The organism is Pseudoselenomonas ruminantium, assembly GCF_900113715.1.
GTDB classification, from domain to species: Bacteria; Bacillota; Negativicutes; order Selenomonadales; family Selenomonadaceae; genus Selenomonas_A; species Selenomonas_A caprae.
In genome coordinates, this window is record NZ_FOQK01000012.1 from 74,446 (window position 1) to 92,259 (window position 17,814).

At 54.1% G+C, this 17,814-nt stretch carries 13 protein-coding genes and 1 other RNA gene; 6 read left to right on the forward strand and 8 right to left on the reverse strand.

Features of this window, described 5'->3' with window-relative positions:
* Positions 1–166: 166 nt before the first annotated feature.
* Positions 167–1,678, forward strand: coding sequence for an RNA-binding domain-containing protein (locus tag BM181_RS08030; RefSeq protein WP_075443684.1), 1,512 nt, complete (start codon positions 167–169; stop codon positions 1,676–1,678).
* Between the two features lie 331 nt (positions 1,679–2,009).
* Here the strand turns inward: BM181_RS08030 and BM181_RS08035 are convergent, their stop codons facing one another.
* Both BM181_RS08035 and BM181_RS08040 read right to left on the reverse strand, forming a co-directional pair.
* Positions 2,010–2,270 carry a hypothetical protein gene (locus tag BM181_RS08035; RefSeq protein ID WP_075443686.1) on the reverse strand — a complete coding sequence of 87 codons (261 nt, stop codon included), beginning with the start codon at positions 2,268–2,270 and terminating at the stop codon, positions 2,010–2,012.
* A gap of 232 nt (positions 2,271–2,502) precedes the next feature.
* Positions 2,503–3,027, reverse strand: coding sequence for a zinc-ribbon domain-containing protein (locus BM181_RS08040; RefSeq protein WP_075443688.1), 525 nt, complete (start codon positions 3,025–3,027; stop codon positions 2,503–2,505).
* 2,581 nt (positions 3,028–5,608) lie between these two features.
* On the opposite strand from BM181_RS08040, the gene BM181_RS15305 reads away from it, so the two are divergent.
* On the forward strand, positions 5,609–5,785 hold the full coding sequence (locus BM181_RS15305) for a hypothetical protein (RefSeq protein WP_177207183.1): 177 nt from the start codon (positions 5,609–5,611) through the stop codon (positions 5,783–5,785).
* Positions 5,786–6,127: 342 nt separating this feature from the next.
* Here the strand turns inward: BM181_RS15305 and BM181_RS08045 are convergent, their stop codons facing one another.
* From BM181_RS08045 to BM181_RS08055, 3 genes are all read right to left on the reverse strand, one after another.
* Positions 6,128–6,313, reverse strand: coding sequence for a helix-turn-helix domain-containing protein (locus BM181_RS08045; protein ID WP_075443690.1), 186 nt, complete (start codon positions 6,311–6,313; stop codon positions 6,128–6,130).
* A 75-nt stretch (positions 6,314–6,388) separates the two neighbouring features.
* On the reverse strand, positions 6,389–6,568 hold the full coding sequence (rpmF, locus tag BM181_RS08050) for a 50S ribosomal protein L32 (protein ID WP_075443692.1): 180 nt from the start codon (positions 6,566–6,568) through the stop codon (positions 6,389–6,391).
* A gap of 169 nt (positions 6,569–6,737) precedes the next feature.
* Positions 6,738–9,233: a cell division FtsA domain-containing protein gene (locus BM181_RS08055; RefSeq protein WP_075443694.1), complete on the reverse strand. Its 2,496-nt coding sequence runs from the start codon at positions 9,231–9,233 to the stop codon at positions 6,738–6,740.
* Between the two features lie 131 nt (positions 9,234–9,364).
* Between BM181_RS08055 and BM181_RS08060 the strand changes: the two genes are divergently transcribed.
* Positions 9,365–10,621, forward strand: a complete 1,257-nt coding sequence (locus BM181_RS08060) for a DAK2 domain-containing protein (RefSeq protein ID WP_075443696.1) — start codon at positions 9,365–9,367, stop codon at positions 10,619–10,621.
* 16 nt (positions 10,622–10,637) lie between these two features.
* Here BM181_RS08060 and BM181_RS08065 read toward each other — a convergent pair whose 3' ends face one another.
* Entirely contained in the window at positions 10,638–11,756 is a 1,119-nt protein-coding gene (locus BM181_RS08065; protein ID WP_371263020.1) for a glycosyltransferase family 9 protein, read from the reverse strand.
* 124 nt (positions 11,757–11,880) lie between these two features.
* On the opposite strand from BM181_RS08065, the gene BM181_RS08070 reads away from it, so the two are divergent.
* Positions 11,881–15,204, forward strand: coding sequence for a DEAD/DEAH box helicase (locus tag BM181_RS08070; RefSeq protein WP_075443729.1), 3,324 nt, complete (start codon positions 11,881–11,883; stop codon positions 15,202–15,204).
* Between the two features lie 67 nt (positions 15,205–15,271).
* Here the strand turns inward: BM181_RS08070 and BM181_RS08075 are convergent, their stop codons facing one another.
* Positions 15,272–15,586 carry a hypothetical protein gene (locus BM181_RS08075; RefSeq protein WP_075443700.1) on the reverse strand — a complete coding sequence of 105 codons (315 nt, stop codon included), beginning with the start codon at positions 15,584–15,586 and terminating at the stop codon, positions 15,272–15,274.
* A 221-nt stretch (positions 15,587–15,807) separates the two neighbouring features.
* Here BM181_RS08075 and ssrS point away from each other — a divergent pair.
* Positions 15,808–15,980: non-coding RNA, 6S RNA (gene ssrS / locus BM181_RS08080), on the forward strand.
* 62 nt (positions 15,981–16,042) lie between these two features.
* Here ssrS and BM181_RS08085 read toward each other — a convergent pair.
* Positions 16,043–16,291, reverse strand: a complete 249-nt coding sequence (locus BM181_RS08085; protein ID WP_075443702.1) for a DUF896 domain-containing protein — start codon at positions 16,289–16,291, stop codon at positions 16,043–16,045.
* Between the two features lie 202 nt (positions 16,292–16,493).
* On the opposite strand from BM181_RS08085, the gene BM181_RS08090 reads away from it, so the two are divergent.
* Positions 16,494–17,480: a diaminopimelate dehydrogenase gene (locus BM181_RS08090; protein WP_075443704.1), complete on the forward strand. Its 987-nt coding sequence runs from the start codon at positions 16,494–16,496 to the stop codon at positions 17,478–17,480.
* Positions 17,481–17,814: the final 334 nt, after the last annotated feature.

The following is a 17,814-nucleotide window of genomic DNA, read 5'->3' on the forward strand; positions in this document are numbered from 1 at the left end:
AGTTCGAACGATTCGGCGATTTTTCGAACGATTCTTTACTTCGCTAAAGTCAGCGAGAACCCTTATGCCACAAGGCGTGAATGCATATACGTAATTGAACATGGGCGAATCGTTCGAACGATTGGGGCGGATTTCGAACGATTCGCGAAAGTAATGGAGTACCGCGATGAGCAGCATCAAAATACAATTACAGCAGATTGTTGACAATCTGTGCAAACAGCATGAATCCTATGACCTTGAGTTCAAGGAGGCGCAGACGTCGTTGCCAGACAGTTTCTGGGAGACGTATTCTTCCTTTGCCAATACGGCTGGCGGCTATATCCTGCTGGGGATTCGGGAAAATCCCTGGGGGATTTCCGGGGTCAAGAATCCGGATAAGATACTGAAAGACCTTTGCAATAGTGCAAACAATAAGTCTGTAGTCAATCATAATCTGCTGGAGAATCAAAACCTGCAGGTGCATACGGTTGGCGACAAGAAGATAATCTCTGTCTATATTCCCGAGCTGGCTGAGGAGAAGAAACCCTTGTATTTGAAGGGGAATCCGCTGCGCGCTTATATCCGCATCCATGAGGGAGATTACAAGATCACGGAAAGCGACCTCAAGCGTTTTTCCCGCAACTCGCAGCCTGCGTTGGATAGCGAGCTGCTCGATGAATATATCCTCGAAGATTTGGATATGGACAGTGTCCTGTCCTTCAAGAATCTCCTGCATGTGCGGTATCCATCCCGGAACTATCTGGCGATGGATAATCTGGATTTTCTGCAGACCATCGGTGCGTATCAGATTGACCGCAAAGATGGCCGCCGCGTGAAAATGACTGTGGCGTGCTTGTTGTTCTTTGGGAAATATAACGCAATCCGGCAGAAGTTTCCGTACTTTCATCTGGAGTACTTGAATCATCGGAATTGTCAAGGAAAAGAGCGCTGGAGTGACCGTGTATGCACTGGCGACCTGGAATATCCGGAACTGAATGTCTTCAGCTTTTTCCAGCTGTTACGCGAAAAGCTGCGGGCGACGATCAATGACAAGTTTGAACTTGACCAGAACAGTGAGCGCAAGTCCTCAGCAGAGCTGCAGGATGCCTTGCGCGAGGCGCTGGCCAATATGTTGATTCATGCCGATTATTTCGATGGGGAAACCGATATAAAGGTAACGGTGGAAGATCTGTACTATACCTTCATGAATCCTGGCAAGATGCTTGTTTCGGAAAGCCAGTTTTTCCTAGGTGGGCGCACGAATCCACGCAATACGACGCTTATAACCTTTTTCCGGTATATGGGTGTATCGGAACGTGCCGGTACTGGTGGAACGACACTGTTGAATTTTGCTAAAATCAATAAATTCCGGGCACCGGAAATCGAAACGACCTTGGCCTATACAGGCTTGAAACTTTGGATTGCAGCTCCTTTAGACTCACATCCTGAATTCGATGCGAAAGAGCAGCTCGTTTATGAATTCTTGCAAAAACATCGGCAGGGTGTAGCGGTATCGGATTTGGAGACTGCGACAGAGCTTACGAAATATCAGATTCGAAAAATCCTGAATAAATTCATCGAGCAGGAATGGGTGACAAAAACAGGACGAGCGAAAGCGACGAGATATTATTGTACGCCAAGCATCATCGAGCGAGCGGATATTGCCGATAAGGTGAGACTCTCGTTGATGCGTCAATAAGAAGATAATATAGAGGGCGGCTGACGGATAAGCTGCCATTCGGTCACGATTATCACCGATGAAAGAGCCTGCAGGCTGGTTACCTGTAAGGCTCTTTTGTTTACGATACGCAAAGGAGCGCTCAAAGAGCGCTCCTTCGTGGTTTTCAGTCCGTTGGTTAGTCAGACCTACGTCCATCAGTGTTTGCCGCTTTTTCGGATCGTGTCGTAGATTGTATCGACGATCACAATTTCACCTTCCTCACTGCCGTGGGATTCCCATGGTTAGAGGTTGCGGCAAACTATAGTATAGCGTGGACATAAAATGCGGCTATCGTGTTACGTGTCAGTATTTAATTACTGGTACGGCAGAGATTGTTCTCCAGCCAGTTGGTCGATATCTGCCTTTCCTGCGGCAGCAGCGCATCGACGATGTCTGTTTCATCCCAGAGCAGGATTTTCGTTTCAGGTTCAAAGCAGCTAAAGTCATAGGTGGTAAGGGATTTCTTTCGTGATTGGAGAATGGTATTGATACGCCCTGCCGCCAGGTACTCATCGAGCATCCTATCGAGTTTCAAATGGTCACACATATCCATAACCTCCGTCAGCTCCATACTGGCCTCCACCAGTATGAGGATAGTATATCTATTACGACGATACATTTCGGCAGTGTGTCCACAGATTCCTATGCTGGCAGAAATTTCGTGTTACAAGCTTACAGGGAATTTGACTGATATTTTGACAGGTCAAATCTGATATAAGTTGTTGGTTTTAATAAAAAACAGGCGGCCATCTGGACAAATGCCTTGTCAGTCGCCCGTCTTTGATGACAGTTTGTGATTATTCCTATCGATGTTTTTTTACAGCAAAAAAAATTTGTAAGATGATACCAACAATAAGTAAGCCAACTTCTATTGGAGGAAGTAACTTTAAAGGAATACCGATTGCTATGAGGAGCATAAAGAAGAAAAAAATATCTAATCGCCCTAATCGTTCTACTTTGTTCATTTTTTTCAATGCATAAAAGAGTGGAAGAGAACACAAAGTAGGTACAAGCGCAGCTCCTACGGCTATCCCCAAAAATTTCATAAGGCCATTAGGTGAGCTTATAAACTGAGAAAGAGACATGTTAGCAATAGGAAAAATAGCATAGATAAAAATTACAAGAAGTACATAAGAAAAAAAATAAATCAAAAATTTAAAGAAAGAGTTATTTAAGAATTTATTCTTAATGGTAGTTTGTGTAGGATGCTGCGAGTTGTTCATATGCGTAGGTTCATCGGTTGAGGTTTCGTTTATAACTTTGGTACCACAATTACTGCAAAAAACATCATCAGGCAACAGTTTTGCGCCACATTTTCGACAAAACATAATATATATCCTCCATATAATTGATATTGTGTGATTCTGATATATAGATTCTAGCTAGCACTAAAAGTTCCTGCTAAAAAAGTAAGAGGCAAAGCATACACCCGTGGTATGGGCGGGATTATGCCCCATCGGGAGAAACGGAATGCGTCCTCTGCGAAGTGGACGGCAGCTAAGCCGTCCACCAAAGAGAGGACACCCGAACCATGAGGAGTTGGCACGGAGAAAGGTCGGCGGTACTTGTGGGGAGTGCAAAAGGGCGGGGAGCGGTGTTCCTCTGCGACGTGGACGCTGGCAGTTGACGGCGGTCGAATCTCGCCAAAAGCGTCAGCATCCACCAAGGCAGGAACACCGCCGGGCGGGCGTCTCCTTACGGCAGTCTACATCGGGGCATCCCTTACTACGTGGTGCCCACCCGCCCAGCCCTGCAAACTCCCCATGAGAGGCTGGCCGCGACGTTGCCATGTGCCGCCGGAAGTACCTGCGTGCTCCTACTTTTAGCGGCAGCGTCACAGCAACCTCGCGCCCAGTATATTCTTTCGTGGCCCTCATACTGCGCTGGCGCACCACGTCCGCTGCGCTCCCGTCGTGCGGTGCTGCTCGTTACGGCGTGCAGAAAGTGCGGCCGCCGCGCCTCAGTCCTCGGTCAGCCGCCGTCCGTCGGCAGGATTTTGACCGGTCAACTTGACGCGTCATCATCGTGGCACGAATGGGAGTGCGTGCAGTCGGACGGCTCCAGCTCCCCTGCGGATTCTGTCGCGGCTCACGCACGGCATCCCGTCTTGGATTCCTTCCGATAACCGCCTTACGTCTATCGGAAGTGAGCACCCTACGGGCTGCCCCTCACACTTCCGATAGACACGGTTATCGAAAAGAATCCGCTTTCGAGAACCTCCCACAGGTGGCCGCGTCCAGCTCCCGTCAGCGGGCTCGTCCGTGAGCCCGCCCCATCTGGCGGCGCATGGCCATAGACTGCGACGGATCATCATGCGGCAGACTCGCCACGACTGCCGCGGGCAGGACACGGCATGAACCGCCCTCCGCTGCACTGCGCCCAGGCTCCGTTCCGCTGCGGTCGGCTGATGCCGGCTCCTGCCCGAAGGTTGACCAATCAACGCTGAACAGTCAAAAGCGTCATAGTGCTCGGGTGGACAGGCTGTCCTCTCGGAATGCCACCGGCATCCCGAGATGCCCAAGACGCCGTAAGTGCGGCTCGCCATGCGTGCCACGATTGCAGGGCAGGGGCGGACTGACGATGGCCTTACGCACGGCGCTCGGGGCTCCAGTCGCCTGCCTATGCGGGCGCTCAGGTCTTCGCGCTACTTCCGCACAGGTAGGCGCATTACGCCCACTCGACCGCGCTCCAGTCCCTCGCCAGACCGCCCCTGCGTAAGCCTCCCACAGGCCATGGGTGTCCGTGTCCTTTGGTGGACAGCTACGCTGTCCACGTCGTCCATCGACACCGCGCCTCCATGCGCCGGAGAGGCTCGCATCCGGCTCGCCAGGATTTTCCTGCAACTAAAAGGTTCTTTTCACTCTTGTCGTGAGGGGAGGGGCGTGGTATAATCAAAGCAGATGAAATGATGTAATCAGTGCATGCTGATTCCGGTAAAGAGAGCCCTTATAGGACGGTAACCTGTGAGGGCTCTTTTACTATGCAAAAAAGCCCCGGCGATTGCCGAGGCTCTTGGTTCCGCTTGCTGGTGAGACAAACGGAATCCGGGCATTTAGTGCCGCTTCCATGACGTTATAGCGTCATAGAGCCAGGTAGCTGTAAGGCTGCTGGCGACGCCGATCACGAATGAAATGATGTAATCATCGTACATGTGAATCCCTCCCTCCCCGCCAGGAATAAACCGTGGTTAGAGGTTCGCGGCAGATAACAGTATAGCACAAATTGGCAGGCAAGAACAACGAGAGTGATTGCGTGCACTAGACAAAAAAGGCTTAGGTATGCATAAAGTTCCATCATTCTAAATAGATACACATTCAGTAATCTTAAAAAATCAGCTCCATGCCGTTGGCACAGAGCTGGTCATGATTTTTATATGATTGAGTCCGAAGACCCAAAAAGGGAAAATCCACATCTTTCCTTATTAAATAGAAACATATATTTTAGATGGCCATACGTCAAAATCGTAGACCTTGTTGGAGGGGGGATCGTCGGGTAACATTCGGGTTTCCGTGGAGTAATTTATCAGCCACGGAAAGAAACGGAATACCGCCAAACGGCCATCTTGAAAACGAAAAGTCCCGTGAGCCCAGTCCTATCAACGGTTCCGAGAATCCGCGACAGTACACGCCTTGTGGACATTGACAGAAATTTGTTTCTGCCCCTTCAGGGGAAGACTCGAAATCAAGTGTGGTTAATAGCCACCGTGGGTTCGAATCCCACCCTCTCTGCCATTGAAATCATTGGTCTCGTGAGTTTTCACGGGGCCTTTTTGTTTTTATAAAATTCCTGTAGAGTAGAGAATCTTTGTATTTTTTCACACTGCCTTTATGTTCTTATTATGTTATAATGTGTGTATACAATATTCAGGTATCGGGTAACATAGGTACTGTATGAAGGGAAATCTGTCAGATGGAAGAGACGCTCAAGGAGCTTTGCAACCTCTGCAACAGCATGAACGGATTGCAGCGGGAGATTGATATGATGGAGGCATCTCTGGAGCATTTGGATGAATGCCTGGAGTACTCCGTAGAGCATTGCTGGGAGGCACATGGACTGTTGGCAATGAATGTTTGCCTATATGATTGAGAAAAGGCTGGCCGGATGGCAGCCTTTTCTTTATGCAAAAAAATTTTACTAAGCTATTGACAATGATTCTCAGTTAAGGTATATTATATTCAGGCTTTCGTTACGGCATTTGTTTCAAGCGTGGAGGCGCAGAACGGATGTCAAAGCTCTCCTAAAATATAATACACAGCAAGAAAGACAATTCGTACTGCTCATGCGAATTGTCTTTCTTGTGCGCTGGGGTTTGTGGTATAATATGAATCAGGAGAGTTTATTGACGAATAAACGGAAAAAGGCTACAGGACTTTGTGTGTATTGGTCCTGTAGCCTTTACGAATTTATGGGACTTGTCTGCTGAGAGCATCAGATTCCCAGTATCTTGCAGATTTTCCTGTAAGTGTCTTCGCAGATGGGGCGCGTGCCGCATTCGAAGTTGAGGATCAGCGAGGGACGGACGCCGCATTTGAGTGCCAGCTGGCTGCAGCTCAGGCCCTGGTCGATACGTGCTGCGCGAATCTGTTCGATGGCGCGGAAGGATTTGATGTTCAAGGATGCGCTCCTTTCTGTAACAGGATGAGGGTATAAAACAACAGGACAGCCGCTGGCTGCCCTGTTATTTATGCATTATTCTGCTGCTTTTACGACCTCTTTGCCGTCATAGTAGCCGCATTCCGGGCATACATGATGAGGCATTTTCGGCTCGTGGCACTGCGGGCAGGCAATGAAGCCCGGCGCCTCGAGTTTCCAGTTAGCGCGGCGCTGATCGCGGCGTGCTTTGGAAGTTTTACGCTTTGGTACTGCCATGTTGATTTTCACCTCCGGAGTCAATCTTATTCCTTGTTAGTGAAATCCATGCAATGGGTTGATGCTGAATGGATTCATTTCACATAGTTCATGTGCGTTGACACATGTTACTATGATACCTTCTTTTTGTTATTTATGCAAGAAAAATTTTTGTGGCGGGCAGCAGCAATCAATCCGTGCGGATGAAATCCGCGATGGTACGGCGGCGTGGCTGCGTGTCCGCAGGTGCCGCAGGTGCCGCAGGTGCCGCAGGTGTTGCTGGTGGCGTGATTGGCTGGGCGGCAGGCTGCGGTGTGTGGATGAAGCTGCTGATGCTCGGTGCAGGCGCAGGCTCGGCTGGCTGCATAGCAGCGTTCATGGCAGGTGCTGCTGCCGTTGCGGGGGCTTCCAGTGAGGTCAGCCGTACTTCGAGGCTATCGCCGTTCTTGACCGGGTCGGTGAAGTCGACGGGCTGGCCGTTGACGAGGATCGTGAAGGTCACGCGGCTCGTGGCAGCAGGCGGCTGGAAGTTGACAGCCAGCAAGGCGTCGCTGACGGTGGTTGCCGTGCGCTCGGATTTGACGTAGGTGATTTCGCAGCCATCGTCAATCAAGGTACCAGGGCTGGCCTTGCGGCCGTTGACCGTGAGCTCGACACCGGCCGATGGGATCTGATACTCGGCATTTTCGTAATAGATGACAATGGAGGTATCCGAATTGCTGAGGTTCAGGATATCGCCGAGCTTTGGTTCCTCATCGGCGATGTATTCGACATGGTCGCCTTCGTGGATCGGCATCGAGATGCTGGCCGGATTGTCGTTCAGCAGGATTTCCGGCGTGCAGCTATAGGTCGTATCGCTGCCATTGAGCTTATAGTGAATCTTGCGGCCTGTCGGCGGATAGCCGGCAGCCAGCAGGGCTTCGCCGAGGCTCTTGAACTCGCGGCTCTCAATGGTATCGCCATCGGCGAGCAGCTGGTCAGCGTCAGCTTCTTTGCCATTGATGGTGACGCGCTGGCGGATGTGTTTTTCGCGGCCGTTGATGTAGATGGTATATTCCTGGCCGGCTGTCACGAGGTCGCCGAGGCGGACGCTTGGCGTCGTGCCGTTCTCGCCGGGGATGATTGTGATGCGGGCGCCGTCGTGGATGACGGTGTCGAGGTCGGCTTCTTCATCGCCGAGCAGGATCTTGGCAAAGGTGCCAAGGGTGCCCGGGAAGAATTTCTTTTCCGTGCCGATGTTGACCATAAGGCCAAGGCCTGGATGGCCATTGTATTTGCGCATGTTGATGCCAGCATTCAGCAGGGCGTCGGAGATTGTGAGCTCGCGGAAGTTGAACAGGCTGTATTCCTCGTCGTTGACATAGACCGAGAGGAAGTGCAGTGTGTTGAGGGAGGCAATCTTCAGGATACCGAGCGGAGTGACGGCGTCTGGCGAGTGGAGCTCCTCAGGTAGGTCGGTAATGCCGTCGACGCGGTCGGGCTTGCGCACGGCGACGCGGTTGGCAGGCATACCGAGGGCTTCGGCTACGAATTCGGCCAGATGCGGGGTTAGCGAGCCGCCGCCGACGAGCATGACGGCCTGCGGCGCATCGCCGTTGAGCTCGATGATCTGTTTGGCGATGGCACCGGCGAGGTTTTCGATATTCGGCAGGACCGGATCGATGATCTCGCTTGCCTTGAGTGCGTAGTCCATGCCGAGGATGTCCGTGAAGGTCACGTCCTCGCCGTTGGCGGCGCGGCGCTTGATGTCTTCGGCGATGTTGAAGTCCAGCAGGAAGCGCTGGCTGATGGCCTCGGTGATCTCGTCGCCGGCCAGCGGCACCATGCCGTAAGCGATGACGGAGCCGTTCTTGGTGATGGCCACGTCGGAGGTGCCGGCGCCGATATCGACGAGTACAAGGTTCAGATGGCGCATGGTCGGTGGGATCAGTACATTGATAGCCGCTATCGGCTCGAGGGTCAGGGCGCGCATTTCCAGGTTGGTGGCATGCAGGGCGCTTTGCATCGAGTCGATGACCTGCCGCGGCAGGAAGGTCGCGATGACGACGGCTTTGGCTTTTTTGCCGCGCTGGCCAATAAGCATCTTGAGCTGGATGTCGTCGAGAACATAGCGGATGGTGCTGTAGCCGACACAGTAATAGCGTGTCGGATCGTCGACGGTGTGGGACTCTGCCAATGCGGCCTGTGCCGCCTGTACGCCAGCAAAGTCGAGATTGCGCTGTTGTTCGGCTGTGATGAGGCCGTTGACGTCCATTTCAGCTTCGGCGGTCATTGTGTAGAGCGCACGGCCAGCGGCAGCGACGGCGGCATTCTTGAGCGGGCCGGTCTTGGCTTCCAGGGATTTCTTGACCTTTTCGATGACGGCCGCGACCTGCGGGACGTCATGGATCTGGCCGTCGAGCATCGCCCGCGTCGTGTGTTCGAGACGGTCGGTGGCGACTACATGGAGCTGCTCATCGTCTTCGTGGTATTCGGCGACGATGCCGATGACACTGCGCGTGCCGATATCGAGCGAGAAGATGCGGTCGCCGGTGCCCTTGGCGGCGGCTGGTTCTTTCCCGGCTGCTTTGGCGGTCTTGCTGGTCTTGCTCTTGCTGGCAGCTTGTTTGGTAGTCTTGGTTGTTTTTGCTGCTGCTGCGCTGGTTTTCTTGGTGGCAGCAGCGGTGGATTTATCTATGGTGGGCATAAAAAAACTCCTTGTATTTTTAGAATTTTAAAGGTTATTTTTATTATTTCGCGAAGTATATAATAGAATCCTGTTTTTAGCAGAAATTTTCAGGGCAGATACTACATTACAAAGAAGCGAGTGTGATTGTTATGACAGGAAATAAAGAGGTTATAACTGCTGGCGATTTCAAGCGCATGGTCAGTGGCGCGTATAGCGAGTTCCTGCTCGAGTATGAGAATATCAATCAGATGGAGGGCGCGGGCCGGCTGCCGGGGACGCATGTGCTGCGCACGATGGGCGCGGCGGTGATGACACTGCGCGATGTGAAGGATGACGGCATCGGCGGGCTGTCCCGCCGTGTGGCCGCAGGCGCGCTGTTTGGGGCGCGTGGCAGTGCTGGTGTCGTGCTGGCGCAGATGTTCCGCGGCATCGGCAAGGGGCTGTCGGGCAAGTATCACGCGACGTCATCGGAGTTTGGCAAGGCGTTCCAGTATGGCATCCTCTACGCCCAGCGGGTGATTCCGGAGCAGTCTGAGCAGCCTATCATTGCGCTGGCCAAGGCAGTGGCCAAGGGAGCTTACCATGCGGTGCGTGCGAACAAGCCGATATCGGAGATCCTCGAGGCGGCAATTGCCGCCGGCGAAAAGGCCCTGGTCGAGGTGGGCAGTGAGGACGCAGGGGCCTGCATCATGTTTTCTTTCCTCAAGGGGTGTCTCAAGGGGCTCGATGGCAATTTTGTCTCGCCGGCTGTCAGCTTGTCGCTGGGGCTGGAGGCGCAGCAGTTTGGGATGCCGGACCCGCGTAATGATGTCGTGCGGCCGTATTGTGTGCGCTTTACGATCGTCAATGCCAAGGCAGACATCGCGGCAATCGAGCAGCAGTTCAAGGAATACTCGAACTTCGTACTGGTCCAGCCCCAGGAGCGCGGCGTTACCGTCCATCTGCATACCGACCATCCGGGCAAGGTGATCGATCAGGCGATCGGCTGGGGGCCGCTCAAGGGGATCCACGTCACGAATATGAGTGAAAGCCATGTGCTGGACGCGCATGAGGCCTTGATGCCGGTAGCCTTGATGGCGGTAGCGGAAAACAAGGTGCAGGCGCGGGAGCTGCAGGATATGGGCATCCATGTGCTCGTGAGTGGCAGCAAGGATGCCGGCCCGTCGGTGGCTGAGCTTGTCAGCGCTGCGCACAGCGATCTGGCCGATACGTATATCATGGTCGCCTGGAGCCGTGACTTCTGGCTGGCTTTCCGCCAGGCGAAGCGCCTGTTGGGGGGCCGGGTAGAGCTGGTGCTCTGCACGGATAAGCAGCAGCAGGCTGATGCAGTCCGGCTGTTCGATCCGCAGAAGCCGGTGGCAGACAACGTCCGCGCTATGATGCGGGTTGTCGGTGAGAATAAGTGAGACAATAAAACGCCTGTCATTGCAGCAGGCGTTTTATTTTTTCGGTGACGCTTTCTGGTGTGATGGCGTTCATGCAGGCATTGGTGTGGTGCCTGCATTTTGTTTTGCAGCAAGCTGTGCAACTATGCGGGCTCAGCACAAAGTGGTGGCCAGAGGTCAGCGGGCCGTAGATGTCCGGATGCGTCGGCCCCCAAAGGGAAAGTGTGGGCAGCCCGACGGCTTCCGCGATATAGAGCGGTCCCGTATCGCCGGTCAGCAACAGGTCCGCTTCGGCAAACAAGGCGGCAAGCTCGGAAAGTGTTGTCTTTCCGGCAATAGAGAGGCTGGGACGGCCAAGCATCTGCTGGGCTTTGGCAATGCAAGGGGCGTCGGCAGCTGCGCCCGTGAAGACGATCTGGATGTGCGGGCCAAGGGCACGCAGGCAATGGCCAAAGTTTTCCGCAGGCCAGTTCTTGTCCGGCCAGGTCGTGCGCGTGTTGACGAGCAGCAGCGGGCGACGGGGATTGCCGGTCTCGACGCCCTGGGCCTGCCAGAAATCCTTGGTCCAAGTGCGCTGCGCAGCGGCAAGCGGCAGTACAAGGCCTGGCTGGAAGGCAGAAAAATCGAAGCCGAGTGGCTGGAGGGCGGACAGATAGCGATGGATTTTGTGCTTGGCCTTCAGGTCGGGCGCAAGCTCGGTCATGAACAGGAAGTTGCCTTCGTGACGTTCGTGGATGCCGATGCGGCGTGGTGCGCCGCTCATGCGCGTCAGCAGGCCGCTGAGGAACAGCCCTTGGATGTCAAGGGCGATATCGAACGCATGCGGGCGCAGGAGTTTCCAGGCTGCGGCAAGACTGCGCACGATGCCGCGCAGATCTTTGGCGGCAAAGGCGCGGTCCAGAGCGCGGCGATCCCAGACAAGCAGGGCATCGATATCAGGATTGCCTGCCAGCAGGCTGGCGGCTGGCGGGCTGACGAGCCAAGTGATATGGCAGCCGGGCTGGAGACGCTTGAGGTTGTGGACGACGGCGGTCGCGTGCATGACATCCCCGATAGCGCTGAGACGCACGATGAGGATACGTGTACCGGCAGCCAGTACCGGGTGTTTTTTCTTCATGATTTTCCTTCGTGCCGGTTGGTTTTTCCACCGGTCCATAGTAAAATAAAAGGATACGTGGATGCTTAAAAAGCGATAATATTATCTTAGCATAGGAAAAGCAGTGGATTCAAGCGCTGACGGGATGCCGGGCGAATCTGCGCAGGAAAAGGAGCGGGAATACTTGCTGAAAGATATGATGATCCGCACCGTAGCGAGCGATATGGCCTACAGCCGCGGGGTGCGCTACTATAATCAGGGCCGGGTTACCCATCTTGAGCGCGTCCGGGACAGCCGGTACCGGGCCGAGGTTGATGGCTCGATAAAATATGAAGTCGAAGTGCGCCTGTCAAAGGATGGCAGCGGCATCGAGCAGTATACCTGTGACTGTCCGGCGGCCAGCCAGTATTTAGGAGCCTGCAAGCATGTGGTGGCGGTACTCAAAGCCATCCAGGATGAGCAGGCCGGGGAGGAGCAGGAACAGGAGGCGAACCTTTCGAAAAGCGAGATCTTCAGCCAGCTCAAGCGGACGTTTGATGTGCGCCAGCAGGGGGAACCGGCTGAGTCGACGAGCAGCCGGCGGATGTTCCGCTTTTTTGCGGATGCTGATCGTGAGGACAGCACGCAGTACCGGGTGGCCAGCCAGGCAGCATACCTTGTGCCGCGCCTGTTTGTCGAGGATCTTTATGGCCGCATCGAGTGCTGGCTGGAATTCCGCTTCGGTACGGACAGGCTGTATGTGGTGCGTAATGTGCTGGAGTTCTTGCGCAGCAAGGAAAAGGGAGAGACTTGGCAGCTGGGCCGGAATTCTGCGCTGGATCTGGCGGATATCCGCTGGGCAGATCCCGTGTCGGCCAAGCTCTATGCCATGCTCAAGGACGCGCATCGGGCCGAGAAGGAAGTTCTGCTCTACGGGCCGAATAACGGCGTGTATTACTCGGGCTTCCATAGCTATATCTTTGAGCAGAAGCAGTTCAAGCTGGCGCCGGATAATCTGGGGCGCTTCCTGGCGGTCATGGGGGATACGCCGTTTGAGATGCGCATCAATGGTGCTGACATCGGCGATGTGCGTGGTAGCCAGGGGCAGCCGCAGATTGGTGTGAGCATCCGTGAGAAGGAGGGCCGCGGCCAGGTCAGCCTGACGACGGAAGAAATCCTGCCGCTCGATGATGCGTGCCGCTATCTCTATCAGGATCAGCATATCTATGCGGTCACAGCGAAATTTGCGCGGGCAGTCAAACCGCTGTGGCAGTCATTCCGCACGACGACACGCATTGAAGTGCCGCGGTCGGAGATGGGCCGCTTTTTCGGCGAGGTGCTGCCGCGGCTCGAAAAAGCGGCGGCGGTGGAAGTCGATCCTGCCTTCCTTGAGCAGTATATGCTGCAGCCCCTGACGGCAGAGCTCTATATCGACTATGCCGGGGATGGCATCGCAGTGCGGCCGCTGCTCTGCTATGGCGATGCCAAGTTCAATCCGCTGGTGGCCGCTGCGCCGCCGCTGCGCGATGGCCGCCATCTGGTGCGTGATGCGCGCGGCGAGCAGGAAATCATGACACGGCTATCTGTCTATGGCTTCCGGCCTGAAAGGGATCAGCTGGTGCAGAAGGATGAGGAAAGAAGCTATGATTTCCTGACCGAGGAGCTGCCCAACCTGCCGGCCTGGGTAGATGTTTTCTACGAGGATAGTTTTGTGAAGCGGCCCGTGCGGCCCATGCCGAAGGTAGCGGCAGGGGTCAGCGTCAATGACATGGACCTGCTGGAGGTTACTTTCAATATGAAGGATCTCGATGTCCATGAGCTTATGGATATCCTCGATTCATACAAGCAAAAACGGCGCTACCATCGCTTGAAGGACAGGACTTTTGTGACGCTGGAGGAGCAGCAGATGCAGGCACTGGCGGATTTCGTGGAGAATGCGGGCATCACGCGCAAGAATGCGGCTGATGGCGCGACTGTCGAGTTACCGCTCTCGCAGGCGATGTATCTCGATGAGCTGGCGCGGGCCGATGAGACGCTGCACCTTGAGCGCAGCCGTACCTTCCGTTCCATCGTGCGGAACATCCGCCGTCCCGAGGAAGCAGATTATGAGGTGCCAGCAGAGCTCAAGGAGGTGCTGCGCGACTATCAGGTCACGGGGTTCAACTGGCTGTCGACACTGGCGGACTATCATCTGGGGGGCATATTGGCTGACGATATGGGCTTGGGCAAGACGCTGCAGGTGATCGCTTTCCTGCTGGCACGGCAGGATGCATCGCAGCCGCCTTCCCTGGTCGTGGCGCCGACTTCGCTGATGTACAACTGGCTCGATGAGATCGCGCGCTTCGCGCCGTCTCTCAAGGCCGCAGCTGTGGCAGGGACGAAGGCGCAGCGCGAGGCTGTGCTGGCGGAGGCCGACAAGAGCTATGACGTGCTGGTCACGACCTACAACATGCTCAAACGCGACATTGCGCTCTACGAAAAGCGCAAGTTCCGCTATGCGTTTCTCGACGAGGCGCAGCATATCAAGAATCCGACGACGCAGAATGCGCGTGCAGTCAAGAAGATAAAGACTGGCGGGTACTTTGCGCTGACCGGTACCCCTATCGAGAATACGCTGACCGAGTTGTGGTCGATCTTTGATTTCCTGATGCCGGGCTATCTGCTGACCCATAAGAAGTTCAAGGAGCGCTATGAGACGCAGATTGTCCGCGAACAGGACGAGCGGATGCTGACCAACCTGCGGCGTCATGTGATGCCGTTTATCCTGCGGCGCATGAAGAAAGATGTCCTGAAGGAATTGCCGGATAAGGTCGAGCGCAAGATGGTCAGCGACATGACGCCCAAGCAGGAGAAGATCTATCAGGCGTGGTTCGTCCGCAGCCAGCGGGAATTCGCGGCCGAGCTGCGGGCAAATGGCTTTGGGGAAAGCCGCATCAAGATACTGGCTATCCTCACGCGCCTGCGGCAGATCGCCTGTGACCCGGCGATGTTCCTGGAAGGCTATGAAGGCGGATCGGGCAAGCTCGATATGCTTGAGGAAGTTGTCGGGGAGGCTGTGGCGGGCGGCCATCGCATCCTGGTATTCTCGCAGTTCACGACGATGCTGGAGCACATCGGTGAACGGCTCAAGCAGATCGGTATTACGTATTACTATCTCGATGGTGCAACGCCGGCGCTGGAGCGCATACGGCTCGTGAAGATGTTCAATGCTGGCAATATCCCTGTGTTCCTGATTTCGCTCAAGGCTGGTGGCACGGGGCTCAATCTCACGGGGGCGGATATGGTCATCCATTTCGATCCCTGGTGGAATCCGGCCGTGGAGGATCAGGCAACCGACCGTGCCTATCGTTTGGGACAGAAGAACAACGTGCAGGTGCTGAAGTTCATCACGAAGGGAACGGTGGAGGAGAAGATCTACGAGCTGCAGGAGAAAAAGAAGTCACTGATCGACCAGATGATCCAGCCGGGCGACAACTTCCTGTCCAAGCTCAGCGAAGAAGAGATACGCGAACTGTTCGAGCAGCGCTGAACCAGGTGAGGCCATGCGGTTGGCAACAGATACGAAAAAGGCAGCCATTGCGGCTGCCTTTTTCGTATCAATAATGCGGATGCTGTTTTACGTAGTCGACCGGACGGCTCCAATCCACATGAACCTTCGTCTCGTTCCAAAGGCGCGTGAGGGCGAGCTTGAAGCTTTCCTCATCGGCCAACGGATCGATGGTCTCATGGGTGAAGTCCATGAGCGTTGCGTGCGGGATGTTGATCTCATGTGTCTTGCCCAGATAAGCCTCGGTAAGCTCTTTGCCCTCGGCATCAGCGAGATGGACCTCGGCTTTGCGGGCATCGGCATCGTAGTCAATCCAGCCGAGTGCGTTGTTGTAGCTGATTGCTACGCTGAAAGTAGTAGCCATAAGTAAAACTCCTTTATCCGTAAATGGTTTCGTGTTTGCTATCGTAAAACTTATTTATTCATTATAGTCTATTTTGCGGGGAAAGTCCAAAATGTGTTGGCAGAAATAAATAATGCGGCAAAAGTTAAAACATACTGATTTTTTTGTCAACTACCATCAATGCCTGATTTGTCAAGTCTTGCAAGCATAATTTTTTTATGCTATTATACAGACAAAGAAGGATAAGCCTGGAATGTGCGCGGGCTTTGTTATGTCTAACCTACGTTTTTTATAGGGAGCTTGATTTGATTCTGATGGAGGTCCGCCTCGGCGAATGCCAGAAGTCAGACTTAGGGCACCCACCTGCGAGCAGCAGGTTTTAGGCATGAAAAGCGAACGGCATTTTGGACCCCTGCTTTGAAAAGGGATTGCTGCATGATAGCTGGCAGTCCCTTTTTGTGTGCCTGGATATCCGCATCAGTGCAGCTGGCGGCGCAGGGAGAACGAAACCTCGTTGATGCGCGTGACCTTTGGCTGGGCTTGCGGCTGCAGCGGGGCGTCGACGACTTCGATGTTGTCGAGCATGCCCTTCACCTGGTCGCGGATGCCATCGAGATATTCGCGGCGCAGAGCCTGCTGCTCAGCCAGTTCTTCCTCCGTAAGGCCAACGGAGCGCTTCTTGCGGGAAAGCTCGTTGATGCGGGCGATGAGTTCCGGTGTAATCATGCAAAAGACCTCCTGATTCCTGTCTTGAGATTTTGACGGTAATGTTTCTATTATAGCGGGTTGTTGCGCAATTGTATAGGGAAATCTGCGGTGTGGAATCTGCGAAAAATCATTTGCAAGACAGGGCAGGTATGGTATATTAATAGCGTATTTTTGATGCTTCATGAATGGTTGGTATTTTGACAGAGAGGGGTAGTTCCTGATGAGCATTCGTATTGGTATTCTGGGTTATGGCAATTTAGGACGGGGTGTTGAATGCGCCGTGGCCGCTAATGAGGATATGGAGCTGGCGGCAGTATTCACACGCCGCGATCCGTCGGCGCTCAAGATCGCGACGGCTGGTGTGCCGGTTGTGAGCGTCAATGAGGCAGAGGCATGGAAAGACAAGATCGATGTCATGATCCTCTGCGGCGGCAGTGCAACGGATCTGCCGGTGCAGGGGCCGCAGTATGTAAAGCTGTTCAACATCATCGACAGCTTTGATACCCATGCGCGCATTCCTGAGCATTATGCTGCTGTTGATAAGGCAGCCAAGGAGTCGGGGCATATCGGCATCATCTCCGTCGGCTGGGATCCGGGCCTGTTCTCGCTGGCACGTGTTTACAGCAATGCTATCCTGCCGCAGGGCAAGGACTATACGTTCTGGGGGCGTGGTGTGTCGCAGGGGCATTCCGATGCCATCCGCCGCATCAAGGGCGTGAAAGATGCCCGCCAGTATACGGTGCCGGTTCCGGCAGCCTTGGAGGCTGTCCGTGCTGGCAAGAATCCTGAACTTACGACGCGCCAGAAGCATACGCGCGAGTGCTTCGTCGTATTGGAGGAAGGCGCTGATGCAGCCTACGTTGAGAACGAGATCAAGACGATGCCGAACTACTTTGCCGATTATGATACGACGGTGACGTTCATCAGCGAGGAGGAGCTGCAGGCAAACCATCGCGGCCTGCCGCATGGCGGTTCGGTCATCCGCACGGGCACGACGGGGCATGCGCAGGAGAACAAGCATGTCATTGAATTCAAGCTCGACCTTGATTCCAATCCGGAGTTCACCACGAGTGTGCTGATCGCCTATGCGCGTGCCGCCTATCGCCTCGCAAAAGAGGGGCAGACTGGCTGCCGCACGGTACTCGATATCGCACCAGCTTACCTTTGCGCACAGAGCGGCGAGGAACTGCGCGCCCATCTGCTCTAAGAGAATATGATTGTTGGTCCGCCGATGCAGAGATGTGTCGGCGGATCTTTGTATTATAAATTGCAGTTTGTAAATTACCGTGTTTTTATTCGAGGAAAGCCGCGCCGCCGGGCAGGGGAGTACCAACGCTTCACTTAGATGCTTTGCTAAAAATATTTTTTGCCTTTAACTAAGCATTGAAAAAGTTCCCAAACGCGCTACGCTTGAACGGTGTGAATTTTTCAACGGAATGTGTAGGCAAAAAATATTTTCTTCACGCAAACCATCAATGTTACGCTTATGGTACTCCCCTGCCCGGCGGCTTCGTTTCAGCAATAGCCCGAATGAATCTTCA